The sequence below is a fragment of the Zhihengliuella sp. ISTPL4 genome (genome assembly GCF_002848265.1).
Taxonomy (GTDB): domain Bacteria; phylum Actinomycetota; class Actinomycetes; order Actinomycetales; family Microbacteriaceae; genus Microbacterium.
Window position 1 is genome coordinate 3055767 of the sequence record NZ_CP025422.1, and the last position, 20887, is coordinate 3076653.

A 20887-nucleotide genomic window follows, 5' to 3' on the forward strand; every position below is an offset into this window, starting at 1 on the left:
GGTGAGGACGAGGGTCAGGGACGCACGAAGCGGACCTCGGTCAGCGTCTCGCCGAGGAACGGCTCGGTGTGCGCGGCGCCGTCGAGGTGGAACCCGTTGCGCGTGTAGAAGCGGTGCGCGCGGGGGTTGTCCTCGGCGACCCAGAGGTAGAGGGGCTCGTCCTTCTCGACGGCCGCGTCGAAGAGCTTCTGGCCGATGCCGGTGGAGTGGTACGCGTCGAGCAGATAGATGAAGTACAGCTCGCGGAACGCCGGGGCGTCCTTGTCGCGGGCCGGACCCGAGCCGACGAAGCCGACGATCTCGCCGTCGACGAGGGCCGCGTTCATCTTGAAGTCAGGACCCTGGGAGGCCCAGTGCGTCCAGAGTTCGGCCATGCGCCGCGAGGAGACCTTCTCCAGCGCCGCCTTGCTGATCAGGTGATCGTAGGTCTCGTGCCAGCACTGCGCATGCACGCGACCGAGGGCTTCCGCATCCACATCACGGACCGGACGGACGATGACTTCGGGCTGGGCTTCGGCGCTCATGCGGTGACTCTACGGCGGGTCCGTGGAAATCGGAAATCGGGACCATGGCCCGCGACGGGCCTTCCGGCGGCATGGAGGAATCGGACAATGAAGTTCGGCGATCGTGCGCGGATGGCTACGATCAGTGCTCGTGAATGTGATCTGGCGGACCCTCCTCGTGATCCTCGGTGCGCGCCGTCGCGTGCGGCAGGGGAAGACCCTCGACCCGACCGCCGTCGGCACCGTCCGCGTGACCACCCTGCCGACGGACCTCGACATCCTCCGTCACATGAACAACGGCCGCTATCTGTCGCTGTTCGACCTCGGCCGCTGGGACCACCTCATCCGCACGGGGCTGTTCGACGTGATGAAGGAGCAGGGCTGGTACGCGGTCGTGTCCAGCGAGACCATCACCTTCCGCAAGTCGCTCCAGCTCTGGCAGCGGTTCGAGGTGCAGTCCCGGTTCATCGGGCACGACGAGAAAGCGCTGTTCCTGGAGCATCGGGCCGTGGTGGCCGGCGAGGTCTACGCCAGGGCCATCGTGCGGGCCCGCGTGCTGCGGCGCTCCGGAGGCACGGTCAGCAACGAGGAGCTCTTCGCCGCGGTGGGAAAGCCCGACGGCGTGCCGGAGATCGACGCGTGGGTGCACGAGTGGGCCGCCGCATCCGCCCTGCCTCCGGTTCGAACGCCCGCCCCCAGCATCTGGAACTGACCCGACTGCGGCCCACACGGTCGGGCACCCCGGGATTCCGCGACCGGAGACCTAGGGTGGTCCCATGGCAGAGTCGTCGTCATCCTCCGCGGAGGCGGGGGCATCCGCATCCCTCGCCGATCAGGCCGTCGAACTCGCGCGCCGCTGGGTCATCGAGGCGGCCGCGGCCGACGTCGACCCCGCCGCCGAGCGCCTCGCCGGTGTGCTCCGCGATGCCAACGGTCTGCCCTTCACCCTCGGTTTCATCGACGGTGTGATGCGGCCAGAGAGCCTGACGGCCGCGGCCGCCCAGCTGCGTCGGATCGCGCCCATCGTGCCGGAGTTCCTGCCGTGGTACCTGCGCTCCGCCGTGCGACTCGGCGGCGGCGTCGCCCCGGTGCTGCCGACGCCGGTCGTGCCGATCGCCCGGCGCGCCCTGCGCGAGATGGTGGGCCACCTCGTGGTGGACGCTCGACCCGCGAAGCTGGGCCCCGCGATCGAGAAGCTACGGGAGTCGGGGGCGCGGTTGAACCTCAACCTCCTCGGGGAGGCGGTGCTGGGGGAGGCCGAGGCGCGGCGGCGGCTCGACGGCATCCACGAGCTCATCCGGCGTCCGGACGTCGACTACGTGTCGGTCAAGGTCTCCGCCATCGTCAGCCGCATCTCGATGTGGGGCTTCGACGAGGTCGTCGACCGGGTCGTGGAGCGGCTGCTCCCGCTGTACGTGACGGCCGCGGCAGACGGCACCTTCGTCAACCTCGACATGGAGGAGTACCGCGACCTCGATCTCACGATCGCCGTCTTCACGCGTCTCCTCGAGGATCCGCGGCTCACCGGGCTCGAGGCCGGGATCGTGCTGCAGGCCTATCTGCCCGACGCGCTGCCGGCACTCCAGGAGCTCACCGCCTGGGCGCAGGACCGCGTGATCCACGGCGGAGCGCGCATCAAGGTGCGCCTCGTGAAGGGCGCGAACCTCGCGATGGAGCACGTCGAGGCGACCCTGCACGGATGGACGCCAGCGCCCTACGACACGAAGCTCGACACCGACGCCAACTACCTGCGCTGCCTGGACTGGATGCTGCGGCCCGAGCACACGACCGCCCTGCGGATCGGTGTCGCCGGCCACAACCTCTTCAGCATCGCGCACGCGTGGCTGCTGGCCGGGGAGCGCGGCGTCCGCGACGCGGTCGAGTTCGAGATGCTGCTCGGCATGGCGCAGGGGCAGGTGCAGGCTGTCTCCCGGGAAGTCGGTCCGGTGCTGCTCTACGTGCCGGTCGTCGCGCCTGCCGAGTTCGACGTGGCCATCAGCTATCTCGTGCGGCGGCTGGAGGAGAACGCGTCGTCCGAGAACTTCCTCTCCGCGGCGTTCCACCTGCACGACGACGAGGCGCTCTTCGCGCGCGAGGCCGACCGTTTCCTCGACGCGCTCGATCACGCCGCCGATCCGGACCTCGCCCTGGGGCCGCGGCGCACCCAGGATCGGCTCGCTCCCGTGCATGAGTCCGTGCGCCCGACCCCGGTGAGCCCGGTCGCGGAGGCCGACCTCACGAAAGCCGTGCTCGGCATCGTGCGCGGCTCCGACGACGCCGACACCGGGGCCTATCTCGAGACCGCCGTCTACGCGGCGCGCGAGCGCGGGGAGGACACGGGGGGTGCCCCGGGATTCGCGAACACGGCGGACACCGATCTCGCCCTTCCCGCCAACCGAGAGTGGGCGGCGGGGATCCGTGAGAGGCTCGCGGACTCGACGGTCGGGAGGGACGTCTTGGACGCGGCCCGCGTCGATGACGCCGGCGACCTCGCCCGCATCGTGCGCGGCGTGCAGGGTGCGGCGGCGGCCTGGGGTGCGCGTCCTGCGGCCGAACGGGCGGAGGTGCTGCTGCGCGCGGCGGCCGCGCTCGAGTCCCGGCGCGCGGAGCTGATCGAGGTCGCTGCCGCGGAGACCGGCAAGGTCTTCGCCGAAGCCGACGTCGAGGTGAGCGAGGCCGTCGACTTCGCCCGGTATTACGCCGCGACGTGTCGCGAGCTCGATGCGATCTCCGGCGCCGTGTTCGTGCCCGCCCGCGTGACCGTCGTCGCTCCGCCGTGGAACTTCCCCCTTGCCATCCCCGCCGGCGGGGTGCTGGCCGCGCTCGCCGCGGGCTCCGGGGTCGTCCTCAAACCCGCCCCACAGGCGCGGCGGTGTGCGGCGGTGCTCGTGGAGGCGCTGTGGGAGGGTGGTGTGCCGCGCGAGGCGCTCGCTCTCGTCGACATCGAGGAAGGCGACCTCGGCTGCGCCCTCATCGCGGACGAGGCGGTGGACCGCGTGATCCTCACCGGCTCCTGGGAGACGGCAGCGCTCTTCCGCTCTTGGCGCCCGGACCTGCCCCTGCTCGCAGAGACCAGCGGCAAGAACGCGATGATCATCACGCCCTCGGCCGACCTCGACCTCGCTGTGGCCGACCTCGTGAAGAGCGCGTTCGGGCATGCGGGGCAGAAGTGCTCGGCGGCGTCGCTCGCGATCCTCGTCGGGCCGGTGGGACGGTCGCAGCGCTTCGCGCGTCAGCTCGCCGATGCGGTCCGCTCGCTGCGGGTCGGCTGGCCCTCCGATCCGCTCGCCGAGGTGGGTCCGGTCATCGAGAAGCCCGAGGGCAAGCTCGCCTGGGCGCTCTCCGAGCTGGAGGGCGACGAGCGATGGCTCATCGAACCCGCCCTCGACCCCGCCGACGACGGCAGCGGACGGCTCTGGCGCCCCGGCGTGCGGGTCGGCGTGCAGTCCGGCTCGCGCTTCCACACGGAGGAGTTCTTCGGACCGGTCCTCGGGATCATGCACGCGCCGACGCTCGCGAAGGCCGTCGATCTGCAGAACGCCGTCGCCTACGGTCTCACCGCGGGGCTGCACACGCAGGACCCCGATGACCTCGCCTTCTGGCTCGACCGCGTGCAGGCCGGGAATCTCTACGTCAATCGCGGCACCACCGGAGCGATCGTGCAGCGGCAGCCGTTCGGTGGGTGGAAGCGATCTTCCGTCGGCGCCGGTGCCAAGCCCGGCGGCCCGAACCACCTCATCGGGCTCGGTTCGTGGCGGGCGCAGCACGGGTCGCCGGCGTCGAGCACCCTCCATCTGCGCGGACTCGACTCCCGGATCACCGGACTCATCGAGGCCGCGCAGCCCTCCCTCCCGTTCGAGTCGTTCGAGTGGCTCCGGCGGTCCGCCCTGTCAGACGCGTTGGCCTGGGACCGGGAGTTCGGGCGGGTGCGGGACGTGTCGCGGCTGGAGATCGAGCGCAACCTCTTCCGGTATCGGCCCGTGCCGGTGGAGATCCGCGCCACCGAGGACGCCGCCCTGCACGACCTGCTGCGCGTCGTGATCGCGGGAGTGCGCGCGGGGGCGGGCTTCGTCGTGTCCACTCCGGTCGGGCTTCCGGCGGGCGTGCGGCATGCTCTGGGTGACCTCGACGCCGTGGTGTTCCTGGAGACGGAGGACGAGTGGCTCCAGCGGATGCAGGTGGCCGAGGGCGAGGGAGCCCCAGAGGACCCGGGGGTTCCGGTGCTTCCGCGGCATGGGCGCGTGCGGCTCGTGGGCGGACGGGAGTCGGTGGCGGCCCTGCGCTCCCTGCTCGCTCGGGCCACAGGCGGCGATCCCGACCTCGCGGTGTACGACGCGGAGGTGACGGCGGCCGCCCGCATCGAGCTCCTCCCGTTCGTGCACGAGCAGTCCGTCTCGATCACGGCCCACCGCTACGGAAACCCCGACCCTTGGAGCGCCTCCGTCATCTGACCCCGTCCCCCGGGCGCTGGTCCCGCCACGGGTGCGTGTGCGGAAAGGTGCCTTCCGGGCCCGGTGCTGGTGCGTTTTCCATCCCGCTTCGGGATGCCCAGGGCATGCGGGATCGGAAACGGGCGGGAGAGGCGGCTCGGGGGTGCGATGGTGATCCCGGGAGATTGCGGCCGGAGACGGGGTGTAAAAGATTCTTGACACAGGGAACGGGTGGACGTACTCTCGTGTCAAGAATCTTTGACACGAGGAGAAGCGCATGGTCTACGAAGAGCGCAACGTCTGGGCCGGGCTCATCGTCAGCCCGATCGTCGCGATCGTCTACGGGGTGCTGCTCCTGCAGCAGGCGGGCGGTGGCCCGCTCACCGAGACGGACTGGTTCCCGCTGATGCTCTGGACGATCGGCGGGGGCATCGTCGGGACGATCGTGCTGAGCATCCTCTGGGGCATCATCGCCGGGATGTCCGATCCGGACGGCATCGGTCGCTCCGACATCCGCGACCGGGACATCGGCCGAATGGGGGCGCGCGTGGAGCAGGCCTTCGTCACCATCGCCGGCCTCGGCGTCATCGTCCTGTGCGGTCTCGGCGCCGACGTGTTCTGGATCGCGAACACCATGTTCGCCGGGTTCCTCGTGGCGGCCGTCATCGGCGGTGTCGCCCGTGCCGTCGCGTACCGTCAGGGGCTCCGCTGATGGTCAAGCCCACCCTCGTCTCCAACAGCATCCGTGCCCACCGCGAGCGCGCCGGGCTCACACAGGCCGAGCTCGCCCGCACGATCGGGGTCACCAGGCAGACGCTCATCGCGATCGAACAGCAGAAGTACTCGCCGACGCTCGAGCTCGCGTTCCAGATCGCCCGGGCCTTCGGTGTCGGGATCGACGACCTGTTCGCGTATCCCGCCGAGCCCGGAGGTGCCGCATGACCGAGACGATGCCCGCCTGGACCCGCGAGACGTACGGCCCGGCCGCCGGGACGACGCTGACCCGGGTGCCTGCGCCCCAGCCGCATCGGGGCGAGGTCGTGCTGCGCGTGCAGGCCACTGCCCTCAACGCCGGCGACGTGCGGCTGCTCCTCGGCGATCCGCTTCTGGTCCGGCCTTTCTTCGGGCTCACGCGCCCCACGCACCCTGTGCGGGGGCTCGACGTCGCGGGCACCGTGGTGGCGGTCGGAGCTGATGTCGTGAACGCCGAGCTCGGCGAACTCGTCGTGGGGGAGCTGCAGGGTGGAGGAGGACTCGCCTCGCATGCACGCATCGCGGCCGACCGCGTCGTGCCCGTCCCGCCCGATGTGACGCCCGAAGGGGCCGCGTGCCTGCCGATCGCCGGGGGCACCGCGTGGCAGGCGCTCGATGCCGCCGGGGTGGGTCTGCGTCATCGCGCACAGCGTGTCCTCGTGATCGGGGCGTCGGGCGGAGTGGGGACCTTCGCCGTCCAACTCGCGGCGCTCCGCGGCGCCGAGGTCTGGGCGACGTGCGGCGCGCGCAACGCCCTGCTGATCGAGCGCCTCGGAGCCGTGCGCACGCTCGACCACCGCACATCTCCGCTCACGCACCTGCCCTCCTCCCGGTTCGACGCCGTCATCGACCTCGCGGGAGGCGTGCCGATCCGCGAGCTGCAGCGCCTCGTCCGCCCGGGCGGTCGCGTGGTGCTCGTGACCGGAGACGGCGGACGGGTGCTCGGTCCGGTGCCGCGGATGATCCGCGCCGCCCTGCTCTCGCTCCGCGGACCCCGGGTGTTGTCCCTCGCGGCGACGTCGCGCCCCGAGGTCCTCACGAAGCTGCTCGAGCTCGTCGAGGAGGGGCATCTGGTTCCGGTGATCGAGCGCACGTACCCGTTCGACGAGGCCGTGTCCGCGCTCGCGCACGTCGAGGCCGGGCACACGGTCGGCAAGGTCGTGGTGACGCAGCGCGAGGGCTGAGGGCGACACGGGGCGGATGCTGGTGGCGCCCAGGGTCCGGTGGCACAATGGTCACCGGCGTGCCCGAGTCGCATCTTCCCCTCCGCCTCTTCCGAGCAGGGGGTCGAAGGACCGCCGGGCCCCTGGACAGCGTCCGCCGCGCCCGTTCACACGAGGAGCATCCATGTCGACGCCGGAGACCGCCGTCACCACCGCCCCCGCGCGCACCGCGCACCGCCGCCACTACCTGATGTGCCGTCCCGAGCACTTCACGGTGAACTACTCCATCAATCCGTGGATGGAGCCGTCGCGGCCGACCGACACGGCCAACGCGGTCGCCCAGTGGCAGAAGCTCTATGACCTGTACGTCGAGCTGGGCCACGAGGTCGAGCTCATCGATCCGCTCCCGGGCTACCCCGACATGGTCTACACGGCCAACGGCGGCTTCCTCATCGACGGTCGCGCGTACGTGCCGGAGTTCCGTTTCGTCGAGCGTCAGGGCGAGGCTCCGGCCTTCGCCGACTGGTTCCGCGCCGCGGGCTACGACACGGTCATGCCGAAGGAGGTCAACGAGGGCGAAGGCGACTTCCTGCTCGTGGGCGATGTGATCCTCGCCGGCACCGGCTTCCGTTCCACCGGCGACAGCCACCGCGAGGTCGGCGAGGTCTTCGGCCGCGAGGTCGTCTCGCTCAACCTCACCGATCCCCGCTTCTACCACCTCGACACCGCGATCGCCGTGCTCGATCCCGTGCAGGGCGTGGAGAACGGTGGCCCGGAGCGGGCGAACATCGCCTACCTCCCCGGTGCCTTCGATGACGCCAGCCGTGCCGAGCTGGAGAAGCGGTTCCCGGAGGCGATCCTCGTGTCGGACGAGGACGGCGCGGTGTTCGGCCTGAACTCCTCGAGCGACGGCTACAACGTCATCATCTCGCCGCGAGCGAAGGGCTTCGAGCAGCAGCTCCGGGAGCGCGGCTACAACCCGATCACCGTCGACCTGTCCGAGCTCCTGCTCGGCGGCGGCGGGATCAAGTGCTGCACGCTCGAGCTGCGGGGTGCGAAGTGACGATCGAGCAGACGGTGGGCGCAGCGACCCCTCGACAGGCTCAGGGACCCAGCGCGGTCGCGGAGCCGCACGTCGCGCACAACTACCATCCGCTGCCCGTGATGATCGCGCGGGGCGAGGGGGCGTGGGTCACCGACGTCGAGGGCAAGCGTTACCTCGACCTGCTCGCGGCCTACTCCGCAGTGAACTTCGGGCACCGGCACCCCGCGCTCGTCGCGGCGCTGACCGAGCAGCTCGGTCGGGTCACGCTCGTCAGCCGGGCGTTCCAGAGCGACATGCTGGAGCCCTTCGCGGCTGCGCTCGCGGAACTCTGCGGCAAGGAGCTCGTCCTGCCGATGAACACGGGCGCCGAGGCGGTGGAGACCGGCATCAAGGTCGCCAGGGCCTGGGGCTACCGCGTGAAGGGCATCCCCGAGGGGCAGGCGCGGATCGTCGTCGCGGCGGGGAACTTCCACGGCCGCACGACGACGATCGTGGGCTTCAGTGACGACCCGACCGCGCGCGACGACTTCGGTCCCTACGCGCCGGGTTTCGATGCCGTCCCTTACGGCGACGCCGAGGCCGTCGCCGCCGCCATCACGGACGACACGGCGGCGGTGCTCGTGGAGCCGATCCAGGGCGAGGCCGGCGTCGTGATCCCGCCGGAGGGGTACCTCCGCCGCATCCGCGAGATCTGCGACGAGAAGAACGCGCTGTTCATCGCCGACGAGATCCAGGCCGGGCTCGGACGGGTCGGCGAGACGTTCGCGTGCGACCGCGAGGGTGTCGTGCCTGACCTCTACCTGCTGGGCAAGGCGCTCGGCGGCGGCATCCTTCCGGTCTCGGCCGTGGTGGGGAACACCGATGTGCTGGGCGTGATCCGCCCCGGCGAGCACGGCTCCACGTTCGGCGGCAACCCGCTCGCGGCGGCCGTCGGCCTCCGTGTGGTGGAGATGCTGCAGACGGGCGAGTTCCAGGAGCGTGCGCGGGCGCTCGGCGCGCACCTGGAGCAGGCACTGCAGCCGCTGATCGGCCACGGGGTCACGGGTGTGCGCATCGCCGGGCTGTGGGCGGGCGTCGATATCGACCCCGCCGTCGGCACCGGCCGGGAGATCGCGGAGAAGCTGCTCGAGCGGGGTGTGCTCGTGAAGGACACCCATGGGCAGACCATCCGCATCGCGCCCCCGCTCGTCATCCGGGCGACCGAACTCGACTGGGCCGTCGAGCAGCTCAAGGTCGTGCTCGACGCCTGACCGCGGCCGACCCACCCCCTTCCGCACGAGCCACCCCCTTGCGAACGTTCGCAAGGGGGTGGCTCGTCTCGAAAGGGGGTGGGTCGACGGCTCAGGCCGGCGGGGAGTCCGGATCGAGCGTGCGGAGGGTGTCCTCCTCGGCGGCGTTGTCGGCCGCGAGCTCGTCCTCGGTGTTCTCATCGCCGCCCAACGGGGCGTCGTGGCCGGGGCCGGAACTGCCCTGGATGGCGCCGCCGGTCGACTCGCCGCGAGAGCTGTCGCCCTGAATAGCGCCGCCGGTGCCGTCGCCCTGGCCGGAGTTCTCGTCAGGGACGTCGACGCCGGGAGCGCCTTCGGCCGGATCCTGCGGGTGCGGGGTGCTCATGTTCTCGTCCATGACCCGACGCTACGACCGTCGGGCCGTGATGAGGAAGGCGTTGACAAACGCCTTCGCAGCTCACTCGCCGTCGCGGCGCGGCAGGCGGATGGGCGTGGTCGCCGCCGCCTTCTCCGTGTAGTCGACCGGCTCGACCGCCTGCACGACCCGCAGTGGCCGGGTCTCGTCGAGCGTCAGGCGGAAGCGGCTGCTCTCCTCACGGCGCAGACGCCCCGACGTGAGCACCCAGGTCACCCCGATCGCGCACGCGATGAAACCGGCGGTCCCGCCGAGCATGATGGCGGCACGAGGGCCGAACGCGTCGGCGACCCAGCCGGCGATCGGCGCGCCGACCGGAGTCGACCCCATGATGACGGCCATGTAGAGGGCGAGGACTCGGCCGCGCAGTGCCGGATCCGTCGTGATCTGCACGTAGCCGTTGGCCGTGGTCAGCAGCGTCACGATCATGAAGCCGGTGAACGTGAGCGTGACCGCATAGGAGAGGTAGGTGGGCATCGCGGCCGAGACGAAAGCCGCGATCCCGAACCCGCCCGCCGCGAGGATCACCACGCGCACCCTCGCCCGGTCCCGACGCGCGGCGAGGAGGGCGCCGATCAGCGACCCGATCGCGAGCACCGAGCTCAGCACCCCGTACCCGTCGGCGCCGGCTCCGAACTCCAGCGCCATGGTCGAGGCGAAGATCGGGAAGTTCATGCCGAACGCGCCGATGAGGAACACCGTCACGAAAACGACCTTGAGGTCGCTGCGCGCCCAGACGTACCGGAACCCCTCGGCGAGGCCGCCGCGGTTGCGGTTCTTCGGCCGCGGTGCGAGCAGGTGCGTGCGCATGAGCAGCAGCGCGACGATCATGGCGAGGAACGTCGCGGCGTTGACGATGAACACCCAGCCGGAGCCGATCGCGACGATGAGCAGACCACCGACCGCGGGGCCGATCATGCGGGCGAGGTTGAAGGAGGCGGAGTTCAGCGCCACGGCGTTGGAGGTCTCGGTCGCGGACACCATGTCCGACACGAAGGCCTGCCGGGCGGGCGCGTCGAACGCGTTGACGATGCCGAACCCGAGGGCGAACGCGAGCATCATCGGCAGGGTCATCACGCCGGCCAGCAGCAGGGATCCGACCGCGATCGCGAGGCCGAGCAGCGCGGTCTGCGTGGTCAGCAGGATCTTCCGCCGATCGAAGCGATCAGCGACCCAGCCGGTCAGGCTCACGAGCACCAGCGGTGGGCCGAACTGCAGTGCCATGGTGACGCCCATCGCGGTCGCGTCGTTGTCGGTGAGCTCGGTTAGTACGACCCAGTCCTGGGCGGTGGCCTGCATCCACCCGCCGACGTTCGACACGAGGGCGCCGGCGAACCAGATCCGGTAGTTGATGTTCGCGAAGGAACGGAACATGGCGCTCATCGCTCCACCACCCTCCGCATCAGGGCGCTCGCTTCTCGCAGCGTCGCCAGCTCCTCCTCGGTGTAGTCGACCTCGCGGAGCATGTCGGCCAGCAGCACGTCGCGGCGGCGGATGGTCTCGACGACGATCTCGGTGCCGGCGGGGGTGATGTCCACCTGCACGCGGCGGCGGTCGTCCTCGTCGGGGGTGCGGGCGACATAGCCTTGCTCCTCCAGGCCGTTCACGATGCTCGTCATCGACGGGGCGGTCACGCGCTCGCGCTCGGCGAGGGTGGAGATCGTGCGGCGGCCGTTCATGCGCAGGTCGGCGAGCACCGCGAGCTGGGTGTCGCTCATCATGTCGGCAGCGCGGGCGCAGCGCAGCCGACGGGCGAGCCGGAACGTGGCCATGCGGAGGTCTGTGGCGGTGAGGTGCAGGGAATCATCGGACGCAGACATACTTAGTTAGTCTATCTAATATTCCTGCCGCGGGGGCGGGGGATGCCGAGGCCAGCGGGCACAATGGAGGGGTGACCCGAACGATCGCTCTCGAAATCGCCGTCCAGGATCCCGCCGGAGTGCGCATCGCCGCCGAGGTCGGCGCCGCCCGCGTCGAGCTCGCCACGGCTCTCGCCCTGGGTGGGCTCACCCCGTCGCTCGCCACGCTGGAGCTCGCGCTCGAGGCCGCGGGTGCGAACGGCCCCGAGGTGCACGTCCTCATCCGTCCGCGCGCCGGGGGCTTCCACTACAGCGCCGACGAGCTGGCCGTCGCCGAGCGCGACGTGCGTCACGCCGTCGCGGCGGGGGCCGCGGGCGTCGTGATCGGCGCGCTCGACGGCGAAGGGAGACTGGACCGCGACGCCATGGCCCGGCTTCGGGATGCGGCCGGGGAAGCTCCGGCGACCCTGCACCGGGCGATCGACGTGACCGCCGACCCGGTGGCGACCCTGCGCGCCGCGCGCGAGCTCGGGCTCCGGCGCGTGCTCACCTCCGGAGGGGCATCCGCCGCGATCGACGGCATCGACACCCTGCGCGCGCTCGTCGCTGCTGCCGAGGGGCGGATCGAGGTCATGGCCGGCAGTGGCGTCGACGTCGCGAGCGCTCCGGCGCTTGCCGCGGCCGGTGTCGACGCCCTCCACTTCTCCGCGAAGCGGGCCGTCACCGAGGACGGCGGTGTGCGCATGGGCTCCGCCTCCGACGGGGTCGGCGGCTACGAGGTGACGGACCCCGACATCGCCTTCGCGATCCGGGACGCCATCCGCGACGCCGTCGAGGGAACCGCCCGGTAAGGCCGAACCATGACCGACACCCGCGAGTACACCGACAGCCACGGCATCGCCATCGTCTACGACGTTCACCCGGCCGAGGGGACGCCCCGCGGCGTCGTCCAGCTCCTGCACGGGGTGGGCGAGCACGCGGGACGGTATCCGGCGCTGATCGCCGCGCTCACCGGAGCGGGCTTCACCGTCTACGCCGATGACCACCGCGGGCACGGGCGCACGGGCATGCGTCAGCACGGTGACCCGGCCCGGCTCGGACGGCTCGGCCCCGGGGGTCTCCGGGCGGCCAAGGATGCGATCTGGCAGCTGACCGGCATCATCCGCGACGAGAACCCCGACCTTCCGCTCGTGCTCCTCGGACACTCGTGGGGTTCCTTCCTCGCGCAGATGCTGGTGAACGAGCACGCCGAGGCCTTCGATGCGGTGATCCTGTCCGGCTCGGCGCTGCGCACGCCACGCTCCCTGAACCCGGCGCCGCTGAACGCCGCGTGGGCCGCCGACGACGCGACCGGATACGAGTGGCTGAGCCGGGACCCTGCGGTGTGGAAGGCCTTCGAGGAGGATCCGCTCACGACGGGGGTGCCGCTGCTCAAGCTCTTCGGCCTGCTCGACGCGGCGCGGCTGTACGGGCGTCCGGCGAAGCACCTCGCGCGCGACCTCCCGATGCTCCTCCTCGTCGGCCGGGACGATCCGGTCGGCGGTCCGCGCAGCGTTCACAAGCTCGCCGACGAGTACCGCCGTCGCTCCGGGCTCACCGACGTCACGACACTCGTCTACCCTGACGCCCGGCACGAGATCTTCCAGGAGCTCCAGCAGGACGAGGTACGCGCCGACGTCCTCGCCTGGCTCGACGCCCACATCCCCGCCCGCTGATCCCGTCCCGGTCCCGGTCCGTCCGGTCCGTCCGGGATCACTTCCCCCCCTTCCTTCCGCGACGCGGGATCACTTTGGTGCCCGAGACAGGCCCCGTGGGAGCGTTTTCGAACACGCACCGTGAGTGAGCGCATCGGCGATTCGGCGCGCCGGGGGCAGTGTGACGCGGGATGACGCGGAGTGAAGGCGTGTGACGGACGGGGATCACGGCGGACGAGGGCGGGCCTAGATTCGGGGCACATCCGCACGAGCGAGGGGGAGGGCCCGCGGCGATGAGCTTCCTGACGGACTGGCACGAGTGGCATGCGGCGCGCGAACGCTACGCGGGGTCGGAGTACGGGCCCTCCGCACTGGAGTCGACGAACTGGCTCATCACCGAGTCGGCGGCGGTCGACGGCATTCCGGGGCTCTGGGCCCTCACCGGCGACGGGGGCATCCGCGGCAGCGAACTCGGGCGGTCCGGGTCGGTGGTCACCCTCCGTGGCACCCAGACCCTGCGCCTCGGGCGGCGGGAGCTGCGCGTGTTCGACCGCAACGGACTGCTGGCCCTCCGCGTCTGGAACCCCGCGCGTGCGCAGCGGGAGTGGTTCACCGCGATCGACGCCTACGCCCCCGACGAACGCTGGCGGCTCCCCGCCACGTTCGAGCCCGCGCCCGACGAGCGGATCGTGGTCACGGCGGTGGACGGCGAGGAACGCGAGACCGCGATCGCCGGACGCCTGCGGTTCGAGCTTGCCGGCGCCCCGCACGAGCTCACGGTCACCCGCAGCGGGAGCGGAGCGCTGAGCGCGGTCTTCGCCGACGGGACGAACGGGCCGGAGACGTACCGGTTCCGGTTCCTCTCGATCGACGAGCCCGCTGCCGACGGTTCCGCCGTGATCGACTTCAACCGGGCGTACCTGCCGCCCTGCGCGTTCTCGGACCAGTTCATCTGTCCCCTGCCCACGCCCGGCAACCGCTACTCCACGCCGATCAGGGCCGGGGAACGCGTGGTCGTGCTCGGCGGCTGACCACGGCGGCAGCGTGCGCCTTAAGCTGGATCCGTGCACGGTGAATACAAGGTTCCTGGGGGCAAGCTCGTCGTCGTCGACCTGGAGGTCGAGAACGACCGGATCACGCGGTTCCGACTCGCCGGGGACTTCTTCCTCGAACCCGACTCCGCGCTCGACGACATCAACGCCGCCGTCGAGGGCCTTCCCGCCGAATCCGACGCCACGGCGATCGCCGCTGCCGTCCGCGGCGCCCTTCCCGAGGGGGCCCAGCTGCTCGGCTTCAGCCCCGAGGCCGTGGGCACCGCCGTGCGTCGCGCGCTGGTCACCGCGCCCGGGTGGCGCGACTTCGACTGGGAGATCGTCCACGAGAAGGCGGTCTCGCCGCGCATGAACCTCGCCCTCGACGAGGTGCTCACCTCGCGGGTCGGCGAGGGCCGCCGTCGCCCGACGCTGCGCATCTGGGAATGGGACGAGTCGGCCGTCGTCATCGGCTCCTTCCAGTCGTACCGCAACGAGGTCGACCCCGAAGGCGCCGCGAAGCACGGCTTCGACGTCGTCCGTCGCATCTCCGGGGGCGGGGCGATGCTCATGGCCGCCGGACAGATCATCACCTACTCGCTGTACGTCCCCGCCTCGCTCGTCGCCGGCATGACCTTCGCCGACTCCTATGCGTTCCTCGACGACTGGGTGCTGCAGGCGCTGCGCTCGCTCGGCATCGACGCGGTCTACCAGCCGCTCAACGACATCGCGAGCCCGTCCGGCAAGATCGGCGGCGCGGCGCAGAAGCGCCTCGCGAACGGTGGCGTGCTGCACCACGCCACCCTCTCCTACGACATCGACGGCCAGATGATGACCGAGGTGCTGCGGATCGGACGGGAGAAGCTCAGCGACAAGGGCACGACGTCCGCCGCCAAGCGCGTCGATCCGCTGCGCAGCCAGACCGGACTGGAGCGCGCCGAGATCATCGAGCGCTTCAAGGACACGTTCCGCTCGCTCACCTCCGCCGAGGACGGCGGCATCACGCCGGACGAGTACGCCGACGCGCAGGCCCTCGTGGAGGCGAAGTTCTCCACCGACGCGTGGCTGCATCGGGTTCCGTGAGCTCTTCGACGGGCTCGGGCCCCTCGACGGGCTCAGGCCCTTCGACGGGCTCAGGGGCCCAAGGTGGCGGCTCAGAGACTCCGGTTCCAGGGCGGGTGTCGGTGATCGAGGGAGACAACCTCGTCGTCGCGGCGACCCTGCCGTCCGGGTCCTTCACGCTCGTCTACCTCGACCCGCCGTTCAACACCGGCCGGGTGCGGGAGCGGCAGGTGGTCACCGCCCGCCGCACGTTCCCACCGCAGGACGAGTCGGCGGATCCGGACGGCGGCAGCCCCGAACCGGCCGAGCCTGCGGTGGAGGGCCGGAGTCCTGAACGGGTGCCCGGCGAGCCCGAGGTGCGGCACGGCTTCCACGGGCACCGGTATGAGCGGGTGCGCGGCATGCTGCGCGCGTACGACGACAGCTTCGACGACTACGGCGCCTTCCTCATGCCGCGGCTGGAGGAGGCCTGGCGCCTGCTCGCCGACGACGGCACCCTCTATCTGCACCTCGACTACCGCGAGGCGCACTACGCCAAGGTCATGCTCGATGCGGTGTTCGGGCGGGACTGCTTCCTCAACGAGCTCATCTGGGCGTACGACTACGGCGCGAAGTCCCGGCGGCGGTGGCCCACCAAGCACGACACGATCCTCGTGTACGTGAAGAACCCGCGGACGTACGTGTTCAACTCCGACGACGTCGACCGGGAGCCGTACATGGCGCCGGGACTCGTGACCGCGGAGAAGGCCGCGCGCGGCAAGCTGCCCACCGACGTGTGGTGGCACACGATCGTCCCGACCACCGGGCGCGAGAAGACGGGGTATCCGACGCAGAAGCCCGAGGGCATCCTGCGGCGCATCGTGACCGCGTCCAGCCGGCCGGGCGACCGCGTGCTCGACCTCTTCGCGGGCAGCGGCACGACCGGAGCCGTGGCCTCCGCGCTCGGTCGGGAGGCGGTGCTCGTCGACGACAACCCGGAGGCGGTGCGGGTCATGGCCGCGCGCATCCCGCACGCGGAGGTCCGCCGGGCCTGAGCGCGCCTTCCGGGCCGAGGGGTCAGAGACCGAGCGAGATCTTTCGCAGCGTCTCGGTGACGGTCCAGATCGTGCGCATGCCCGCCGTGAGCCGCATCACCGAGCCGGGGCCGATCTCCACCGGCGCGAGCGCAGGAGTGGCGAACGTCACGGTCGCGCGACCGGAGAGCACGACGAACACCTCGTCCTCCTCGACGTCCACCGCGGTTCCCGGCGTCATCTCCCAGACACCGACCTCGATGCCGCTCGCGTCGTCGAGCACCGTGTAGGCCGTGGTCGGGGCGCCGTCGCGGACGGCCTCGTCGGGCAGCGGGGCGTGCGTCAGCGGGAGGTTCCCCGCGTCGACGACGGCCCCCGGGGCGAGCGCCGTCACGAGTCGAAGCCCATGCCGAGGGCGTCCAGCGTCTTCAGGAACAGGTTCCGGCGTCCCTCGTTGTGATCCGCCCTGTCCATCGCGGCACGGACGAGGTTGATGCCGACGGACGCGGCCGGCTCCGGCGGGAACGGGATCGGCTTCTCGCGCACCATCCGCAGCTGCGTGCGCACGGTCTCCTCGCCGGCGAGCTTGTCGAGCATGACATCGGCCGCGAACCGGGCGGCCCCGACCCCGAGTCCGGTGAACCCCGTGGCGTAGGCGACCCGACCGCCGCGGGCGGTGCCGAAGAACGCGCAGAACCGGCTCGAGGAGTCGATCGCCCCGGCCCAGCGATGCGTGAAGCGGAGGCCGGCGAGCTGCGGGAACGTGGTGAAGAAGTGCGAGGCCAGGCGCCGGTGGCTCTCCATCCGGTCCTCGTAGGCGGGGCGCACCTTGCCGCCGAAATGGTACACCGCGTCGTAGCCGCCGAACAGGATCCGGTCGTCCGCGGTGAGCCGGTAGTAGTGGAACTGGTTGGCGCTGTCGGCGAGCCCCTGACGGTTCTGCCAGCCGATGGATGCGAGCTGTTCCGCCGACAGCGGCTCCGTCATCAGCACGTAGTCGTAGACCGGCACCGTCATGAGGCGGTTGCGCTTCAGGAGCGAGGGGAACACGTTCGTCGCGAGCGCCACGGCGTCGGCGGTCACCCGGCCGTGTTCCGTGACGAGGGTCACCGGGCCGGAGTCTGCGCCCTCGATCCGCCGGACGAGGCTGTGCTCGTGGATCTCCACGCCGAGTTCGACGGCCACTCGCGCGAGCTCCAGGCCCAGCTTCGCGGGGTGCACGAGGGCGCAGCCGTCCCGATCCCAGGCGCCGGCGAGGAACGTGGGGGAATGCACTTCCGCCTGCACCGCCTCGCGGTCGAGAAAGCCCTCCTCCTCGCGCAGCCACTCGACCTGATGCGGCTCCACGGCGACCGCGAGCTGGCCCGTCCGCTCGAACTCGGCATCCATGTCGTACCGCCGCACGGTCTCGGCGATGCCGTCGAGGTTCTCGTGCCCCAGCTCCTCGAGGCGGTCGATCTCCTCGGGCCAGCGGTTCACGCCGTTCTCGTGACCGTGGGTGAGGCTGGATTCGCAGAAGCCGCCGTTCCGGCCCGAGGCGGCCCAAGAGACACGGGATGCCTCGAGGAGCACCACCTTCCGCTCCGGGTCCCGCTCCTTCGCGCGCACGGCCGTCCAGAGTCCGGTGTAGCCGCCGCCGACGACCACGAGGTCCGTGTGCACGGTGCCGCGGAGCGGCGGGTGCGCGGGACGCTCGACGTCGTCGAGCCAGAAGACCGACAGGGCCGTGTCGCGCAGGGCGTCGTCGATGACGGACTGCGGAGGACGCCGGCGTTCGAAGACCGTGGTGCCCATGTTCACTCCGATGCGAGGGGAGCGCGTCAGCGCGTTCCCCAGTTGTAGAGGTCTTTGTAGAGGCCGGCGTAGAGCAGGCTCTCCGTCTGGATGATGCCGGGGATGGTGCGGATGCGGGTGGCGATGAGGTCGAGCAGATGGTCGTCGTCCTCGCACACCGCCTCGACGAGGATGTCGAACGTCCCGAGGGTGACCACGACGTACGCGAGCTCGGGGATCGCCGTGAGCTCCTCCGCGATCGCGCGGGGGTCGCCCGACACCCGGATGCCGATCATCGACATGCGGTGGAAGCCGAGCTGCAGCGGATCGGTCACCGCGACGATCTGGATCAGGCCCGATTCGGTCAGCCGCTGCACCCGCTGGCGGGCGGCGGCCTCGCTGAGACCGACCTCCCGGGCGATCTCCGCGTAGGGACGCCGCCCGTCCTCCTGCAGCAGCTCGACGATGCGCTTCGAGATGTCGTCGAGTGCGGGGGGAGGCGTCTTCGGACTCATGTACCGATCGTGACATTCCGACGGGTGCTGCGCAACTGAATCCGTCGATCTGTGGACGAAAAGCTACAGATTCCGCGTTCGGATGGCTACCATGGCGCTATGTCCTCACCGTCGACGATGACCGTGTCCCTGCAGAACTTCATCGGCGGTCGCGCCGTCACCGCATCGGGGAGCGGGCGCCTGCCGCTCATCGATCCGGTGACGGAAGAAGCCTACGGCGAGATCCCGATCTCCGACCGTACCGACGTGGATGCCGCGTACGCCGCGGCCGCGGCGGCGTTCCCGATCTGGCGGGACACCCCGCCGTCTGCGCGCCAGCTCGCGCTGTTCCGCATCGCCGAGGAGATGGCCGCGCGGGCCGAGGAGTTCGCCGACCTCGAGTCGAAGGACACCGGCAAGCCGCGGGCGACGCTCGTCGCCGACGAGATCCTGCAGTCGGTGGACCAGCTGCGGTTCTTCGCCGGGGCCGCACGGAGCCTCGAGGGTCGAGCTGCCGCGGAGTACCTCCCCGGGCACACCTCCTTCGTGCGCCGGGAGCCGATCGGCGTGATCGGGCAGGTGACGCCGTGGAACTACCCCCTGAACATGGCGGTGTGGAAGATCGCTCCCGCGCTCGCCGCCGGGAACACGGTCGTGCTGAAGCCGGCGGAGTCCACGCCGCTCACCACGCTGCTGCTCGCGGAGATCGTCGCGCGCCACACTCCCGCTGGCACGCTCAACGTGGTGCTCGGCGACCGCGAGACCGGAGCAGCGCTCGTCGAGCATCCGACGCCGCAGATGGTTGCCATCACCGGCTCGGTGCGCGCGGGCATGGCCGTGGCCCACTCGGCGGCCGACGACGTCAAGCGCGTGCACCTGGAGCTGGGCGGCAAGGCGCCCGCGATCGTGTTCCCGGATGCGGCGATCGCGAAGGCGGTCGATGGCATCGTCACCGGCGCTTTCTTCAACGCGGGGCAGGACTGTACTGCCGCGACCCGGGTGCTCGTGCACACCTCGGTGCACGACGAGTTCGTCGCCGCATTGGTGGAGCGGGCGCGAACGCACGCGCGGACCGGGGCGCCCGACGAGGATGGCGTGCTCTACGGCCCCCTGAGCAGTGCGTCTCAGCTCGCCCAGGTGCAGGGCTTCATCGACCGGCTCCCGGCGCACGCCACCATCGCGACCGGTGGGAGGCGACAGGGCGACCGCGGCTACTTCTGGGAGGCGACCGTCGTGACCGGGGTGCGGCAGGACGACGAGGTCGTGCAGGGCGAGATCTTCGGGCCCGTGCTCACCGTGCAGCCCTTCGATACCGAGGCGGAGGCGCTGGCGATGGCGAACGACGTCCCGTACGCGCTCGCCGCCTCGGTGTGGACGCGCGACCACGCCAGGGCGATGCGCTTCTCCCGCGATCTGGACTTCGGCTGTGTCTGGATCAACACCCACATCCCGTTCGTGTCGGACATGCCGCACGGCGGGTTCAAGCACTCCGGATACGGGAAGGACCTGTCGCAGTACGGCTTCGACGACTACACCCGCATCAAGCACGTGATGACCGCGCTCGACTGACTGCGGGAGTCAGGCCGTCGGGGAACGGAGACCGTACGTGCCCAGTTCCGCGAAGAAGCGCTCGTCGACGATGGCGTCCACGGTCCGATAGTCGAAGAAGGAGCCGTCCGTGAAGGTGAGTCGGATGAGACGCCCACCCAGGACGCGCTTCAGTTCGCGGATCGATGCGACGTGCTTCCGGGCGAGGCGGTGGCTGAGGACGAAGTCGGAGGAGCGCGCGGAACTCACCACCCACCAGGACAGATACCGCCTACCGAGAACGAGGAAACTCTGTTCCGCGTCCCGTGGGAGTCCCCTGGCGAGAGAACCGGGCGGGCCCCCGATGTGTCGCCGCGCGCTCACCGTGTTGCTGATCAGCCCGATCACCGCGTTCATCACGTTGCCGCCGGGCCCGATACTCGTGTCCCTGGCGAAGGCGACCGGCGTGACATGACCGTGCGACAGGTAATCGTCGCCCGACTCGAGGCGCGCGGCGAGAAGTGCTCGGTGATCGGGCATCCGTCCGCGCTGCTCGGCGCGGCCCTGGGCGTCGCCGGCCGCTTCCCGGTTCACTTCTCGTCCTTCGAGCCGGCCTTCGACTTCTCCCACCATCCGACCAGGACGAAGACGACAGCCAGCGATCCCAGAATGGCCGCGACGCCACCCGGGCCGAGGTCGAGCAGCAGGTTGTTGAACCAGGCGCGGCGCCCCGAGGAGCGATGGGAATCGGGAGCCACCATGTCCCATACCGGGGTGAAACAGAGGATCGCCGCGACGGCGGCCGCAGCGCCGGCGAGGAAGAAGCCGAGCGCCCCACTGCCCTCGTCCGCTCGCTCGAAGGTCTCGACTCGAGGTGTGTCGTCATGTTCCTGATGCATCTGATTCTCTCCGTGGTCGCTGATGGACGAGGCGACGGCTCCATGCGAACTCGACGC

General features: G+C 70.8%; 22 protein-coding genes. 13 read left to right on the forward strand and 9 right to left on the reverse strand.

Going from position 1 to position 20887, the window contains the following annotated elements; translation table 11 throughout:
- Positions 1-14: 14 nt before the first annotated feature.
- The gene (locus CYL12_RS14545; RefSeq protein ID WP_101848218.1) at positions 15-524 is read right to left on the reverse strand and encodes a GNAT family N-acetyltransferase; all 510 of its coding nucleotides are present in this window, start codon (positions 522-524) and stop codon (positions 15-17) included.
- Positions 525-654: 130 nt separating this feature from the next.
- Here CYL12_RS14545 and CYL12_RS14550 point away from each other — a divergent pair, with 130 nt between their 5' ends.
- From CYL12_RS14550 to rocD, 7 genes are all read left to right on the forward strand, one after another.
- Positions 655-1215 carry an acyl-CoA thioesterase gene (locus tag CYL12_RS14550; RefSeq protein WP_101848832.1) on the forward strand — a complete coding sequence of 187 codons (561 nt, stop codon included), beginning with the start codon at positions 655-657 and terminating at the stop codon, positions 1213-1215.
- A gap of 64 nt (positions 1216-1279) precedes the next feature.
- Positions 1280-4954, forward strand: a complete 3675-nt coding sequence (locus CYL12_RS14555; protein WP_101848219.1) for a proline dehydrogenase family protein — start codon at positions 1280-1282, stop codon at positions 4952-4954.
- A 256-nt stretch (positions 4955-5210) separates the two neighbouring features.
- Positions 5211-5645, forward strand: coding sequence for a hypothetical protein (locus CYL12_RS14560; protein ID WP_101848220.1), 435 nt, complete (start codon positions 5211-5213; stop codon positions 5643-5645).
- Complete coding sequence (locus CYL12_RS14565) at positions 5645-5875, forward strand: helix-turn-helix transcriptional regulator (protein ID WP_101848221.1); 231 nt, start codon at positions 5645-5647, stop codon at positions 5873-5875. Before CYL12_RS14560 ends, CYL12_RS14565 begins: the two co-directional genes overlap by 1 nt.
- Positions 5872-6870, forward strand: coding sequence for an NAD(P)-dependent alcohol dehydrogenase (locus CYL12_RS14570; protein ID WP_101848222.1), 999 nt, complete (start codon positions 5872-5874; stop codon positions 6868-6870). Before CYL12_RS14565 ends, CYL12_RS14570 begins: the two co-directional genes overlap by 4 nt.
- A 163-nt stretch (positions 6871-7033) precedes the next feature.
- Complete coding sequence (ddaH, locus tag CYL12_RS14575; protein ID WP_101848223.1) at positions 7034-7912, forward strand: dimethylargininase; 879 nt, start codon at positions 7034-7036, stop codon at positions 7910-7912.
- 14 nt (positions 7913-7926) lie between these two features.
- Positions 7927-9144, forward strand: a complete 1218-nt coding sequence (gene rocD / locus CYL12_RS14580; RefSeq protein WP_101848833.1) for an ornithine--oxo-acid transaminase — start codon at positions 7927-7929, stop codon at positions 9142-9144.
- A gap of 91 nt (positions 9145-9235) precedes the next feature.
- Here rocD and CYL12_RS14585 read toward each other — a convergent pair whose 3' ends face one another.
- Genes CYL12_RS14585 through CYL12_RS14595 form a run of 3 tightly spaced genes read right to left on the reverse strand, consistent with a single transcriptional unit; the run spans position 9236 to position 11358 of the window.
- Entirely contained in the window at positions 9236-9520 is a 285-nt protein-coding gene (locus CYL12_RS14585) for a hypothetical protein (RefSeq protein ID WP_025105431.1), read from the reverse strand.
- A 60-nt stretch (positions 9521-9580) separates the two neighbouring features.
- Positions 9581-10912: an MFS transporter gene (locus tag CYL12_RS14590; RefSeq protein WP_101848834.1), complete on the reverse strand. Its 1332-nt coding sequence runs from the start codon at positions 10910-10912 to the stop codon at positions 9581-9583.
- A 5-nt stretch (positions 10913-10917) separates the two neighbouring features.
- Positions 10918-11358, reverse strand: a complete 441-nt coding sequence (locus CYL12_RS14595) for a MarR family winged helix-turn-helix transcriptional regulator (protein ID WP_101848224.1) — start codon at positions 11356-11358, stop codon at positions 10918-10920.
- 71 nt (positions 11359-11429) lie between these two features.
- Between CYL12_RS14595 and CYL12_RS14600 the strand changes: the two genes are divergently transcribed.
- From CYL12_RS14600 to CYL12_RS14620, 5 genes are all read left to right on the forward strand, one after another.
- Complete coding sequence (locus CYL12_RS14600) at positions 11430-12188, forward strand: copper homeostasis protein CutC (RefSeq protein WP_101848225.1); 759 nt, start codon at positions 11430-11432, stop codon at positions 12186-12188.
- 9 nt (positions 12189-12197) lie between these two features.
- The gene (locus CYL12_RS14605; RefSeq protein ID WP_101848226.1) at positions 12198-13052 is read left to right on the forward strand and encodes an alpha/beta fold hydrolase; all 855 of its coding nucleotides are present in this window, start codon (positions 12198-12200) and stop codon (positions 13050-13052) included.
- A 272-nt stretch (positions 13053-13324) separates the two neighbouring features.
- Positions 13325-14062 carry a DUF1684 domain-containing protein gene (locus tag CYL12_RS14610; protein ID WP_101848227.1) on the forward strand — a complete coding sequence of 246 codons (738 nt, stop codon included), beginning with the start codon at positions 13325-13327 and terminating at the stop codon, positions 14060-14062.
- Positions 14063-14095: 33 nt separating this feature from the next.
- On the forward strand, positions 14096-15145 hold the full coding sequence (locus CYL12_RS14615) for a lipoate--protein ligase family protein (RefSeq protein ID WP_101848228.1): 1050 nt from the start codon (positions 14096-14098) through the stop codon (positions 15143-15145).
- Between the two features lie 95 nt (positions 15146-15240).
- Entirely contained in the window at positions 15241-16158 is a 918-nt protein-coding gene (locus tag CYL12_RS14620; protein ID WP_101848229.1) for a DNA-methyltransferase, read from the forward strand.
- A gap of 22 nt (positions 16159-16180) precedes the next feature.
- Here CYL12_RS14620 and CYL12_RS14625 read toward each other — a convergent pair whose 3' ends face one another.
- Genes CYL12_RS14625 through CYL12_RS14635 form a run of 3 tightly spaced genes read right to left on the reverse strand, consistent with a single transcriptional unit; the run spans position 16181 to position 18425 of the window.
- Positions 16181-16531 carry a cupin domain-containing protein gene (locus CYL12_RS14625; protein ID WP_101848230.1) on the reverse strand — a complete coding sequence of 117 codons (351 nt, stop codon included), beginning with the start codon at positions 16529-16531 and terminating at the stop codon, positions 16181-16183.
- A complete protein-coding gene (locus CYL12_RS14630; RefSeq protein ID WP_101848231.1) occupies positions 16528-17931 on the reverse strand; it encodes an NAD(P)/FAD-dependent oxidoreductase in 1404 nt (467 codons plus the stop codon). Before CYL12_RS14630 ends, CYL12_RS14625 begins: the two co-directional genes overlap by 4 nt.
- 26 nt (positions 17932-17957) lie before the next feature.
- Positions 17958-18425 carry an Lrp/AsnC family transcriptional regulator gene (locus tag CYL12_RS14635; protein WP_025105441.1) on the reverse strand — a complete coding sequence of 156 codons (468 nt, stop codon included), beginning with the start codon at positions 18423-18425 and terminating at the stop codon, positions 17958-17960.
- 99 nt (positions 18426-18524) lie between these two features.
- On the opposite strand from CYL12_RS14635, the gene CYL12_RS14640 reads away from it, so the two are divergent.
- Positions 18525-19973 (forward strand): gamma-aminobutyraldehyde dehydrogenase, encoded by a 1449-nt coding sequence (locus tag CYL12_RS14640; RefSeq protein ID WP_233486763.1) that lies wholly within the window; start codon positions 18525-18527, stop codon positions 19971-19973.
- Positions 19974-19982: 9 nt separating this feature from the next.
- Here CYL12_RS14640 and CYL12_RS14645 read toward each other — a convergent pair whose 3' ends face one another.
- Together CYL12_RS14645 and CYL12_RS14650 are read right to left on the reverse strand one after the other, a co-directional pair.
- On the reverse strand, positions 19983-20525 hold the full coding sequence (locus CYL12_RS14645; protein WP_101848232.1) for a hypothetical protein: 543 nt from the start codon (positions 20523-20525) through the stop codon (positions 19983-19985).
- Positions 20522-20830, reverse strand: a complete 309-nt coding sequence (locus CYL12_RS14650; protein ID WP_101848233.1) for a hypothetical protein — start codon at positions 20828-20830, stop codon at positions 20522-20524. Before CYL12_RS14650 ends, CYL12_RS14645 begins: the two co-directional genes overlap by 4 nt.
- Between the last annotated feature and the right edge of the window lie 57 nt (positions 20831-20887).

Bases quoted from the DNA above. Each gene is read 5' to 3' on its own strand.
- CYL12_RS14570 (WP_101848222.1), top strand. From the start codon at position 5,872: ATGACCGAGACGATGCCCGCCTGGACCCGCGAGACGTACGGCCCGGCC.
- CYL12_RS14630 (WP_101848231.1), bottom strand. From the start codon at position 17,931: ATGGGCACCACGGTCTTCGAACGCCGGCGTCCTCCGCAGTCCGTCATC.
- CYL12_RS14610 (WP_101848227.1), top strand. From the start codon at position 13,325: ATGAGCTTCCTGACGGACTGGCACGAGTGGCATGCGGCGCGCGAACGC.
- CYL12_RS14545 (WP_101848218.1), bottom strand. From the start codon at position 524: ATGAGCGCCGAAGCCCAGCCCGAAGTCATCGTCCGTCCGGTCCGTGAT.
- ddaH (WP_101848223.1), top strand. From the start codon at position 7,034: ATGTCGACGCCGGAGACCGCCGTCACCACCGCCCCCGCGCGCACCGCG.
- CYL12_RS14565 (WP_101848221.1), top strand. From the start codon at position 5,645: ATGGTCAAGCCCACCCTCGTCTCCAACAGCATCCGTGCCCACCGCGAG.
- CYL12_RS14635 (WP_025105441.1), bottom strand. From the start codon at position 18,425: ATGAGTCCGAAGACGCCTCCCCCCGCACTCGACGACATCTCGAAGCGC.
- CYL12_RS14560 (WP_101848220.1), top strand. From the start codon at position 5,211: ATGGTCTACGAAGAGCGCAACGTCTGGGCCGGGCTCATCGTCAGCCCG.
- CYL12_RS14640 (WP_233486763.1), top strand. From the start codon at position 18,525: ATGTCCTCACCGTCGACGATGACCGTGTCCCTGCAGAACTTCATCGGC.
- CYL12_RS14650 (WP_101848233.1), bottom strand. From the start codon at position 20,830: ATGCATCAGGAACATGACGACACACCTCGAGTCGAGACCTTCGAGCGA.
- CYL12_RS14585 (WP_025105431.1), bottom strand. From the start codon at position 9,520: ATGGACGAGAACATGAGCACCCCGCACCCGCAGGATCCGGCCGAAGGC.
- CYL12_RS14605 (WP_101848226.1), top strand. From the start codon at position 12,198: ATGACCGACACCCGCGAGTACACCGACAGCCACGGCATCGCCATCGTC.
- CYL12_RS14555 (WP_101848219.1), top strand. From the start codon at position 1,280: ATGGCAGAGTCGTCGTCATCCTCCGCGGAGGCGGGGGCATCCGCATCC.
- CYL12_RS14590 (WP_101848834.1), bottom strand. From the start codon at position 10,912: ATGTTCCGTTCCTTCGCGAACATCAACTACCGGATCTGGTTCGCCGGC.
- CYL12_RS14595 (WP_101848224.1), bottom strand. From the start codon at position 11,358: ATGTCTGCGTCCGATGATTCCCTGCACCTCACCGCCACAGACCTCCGC.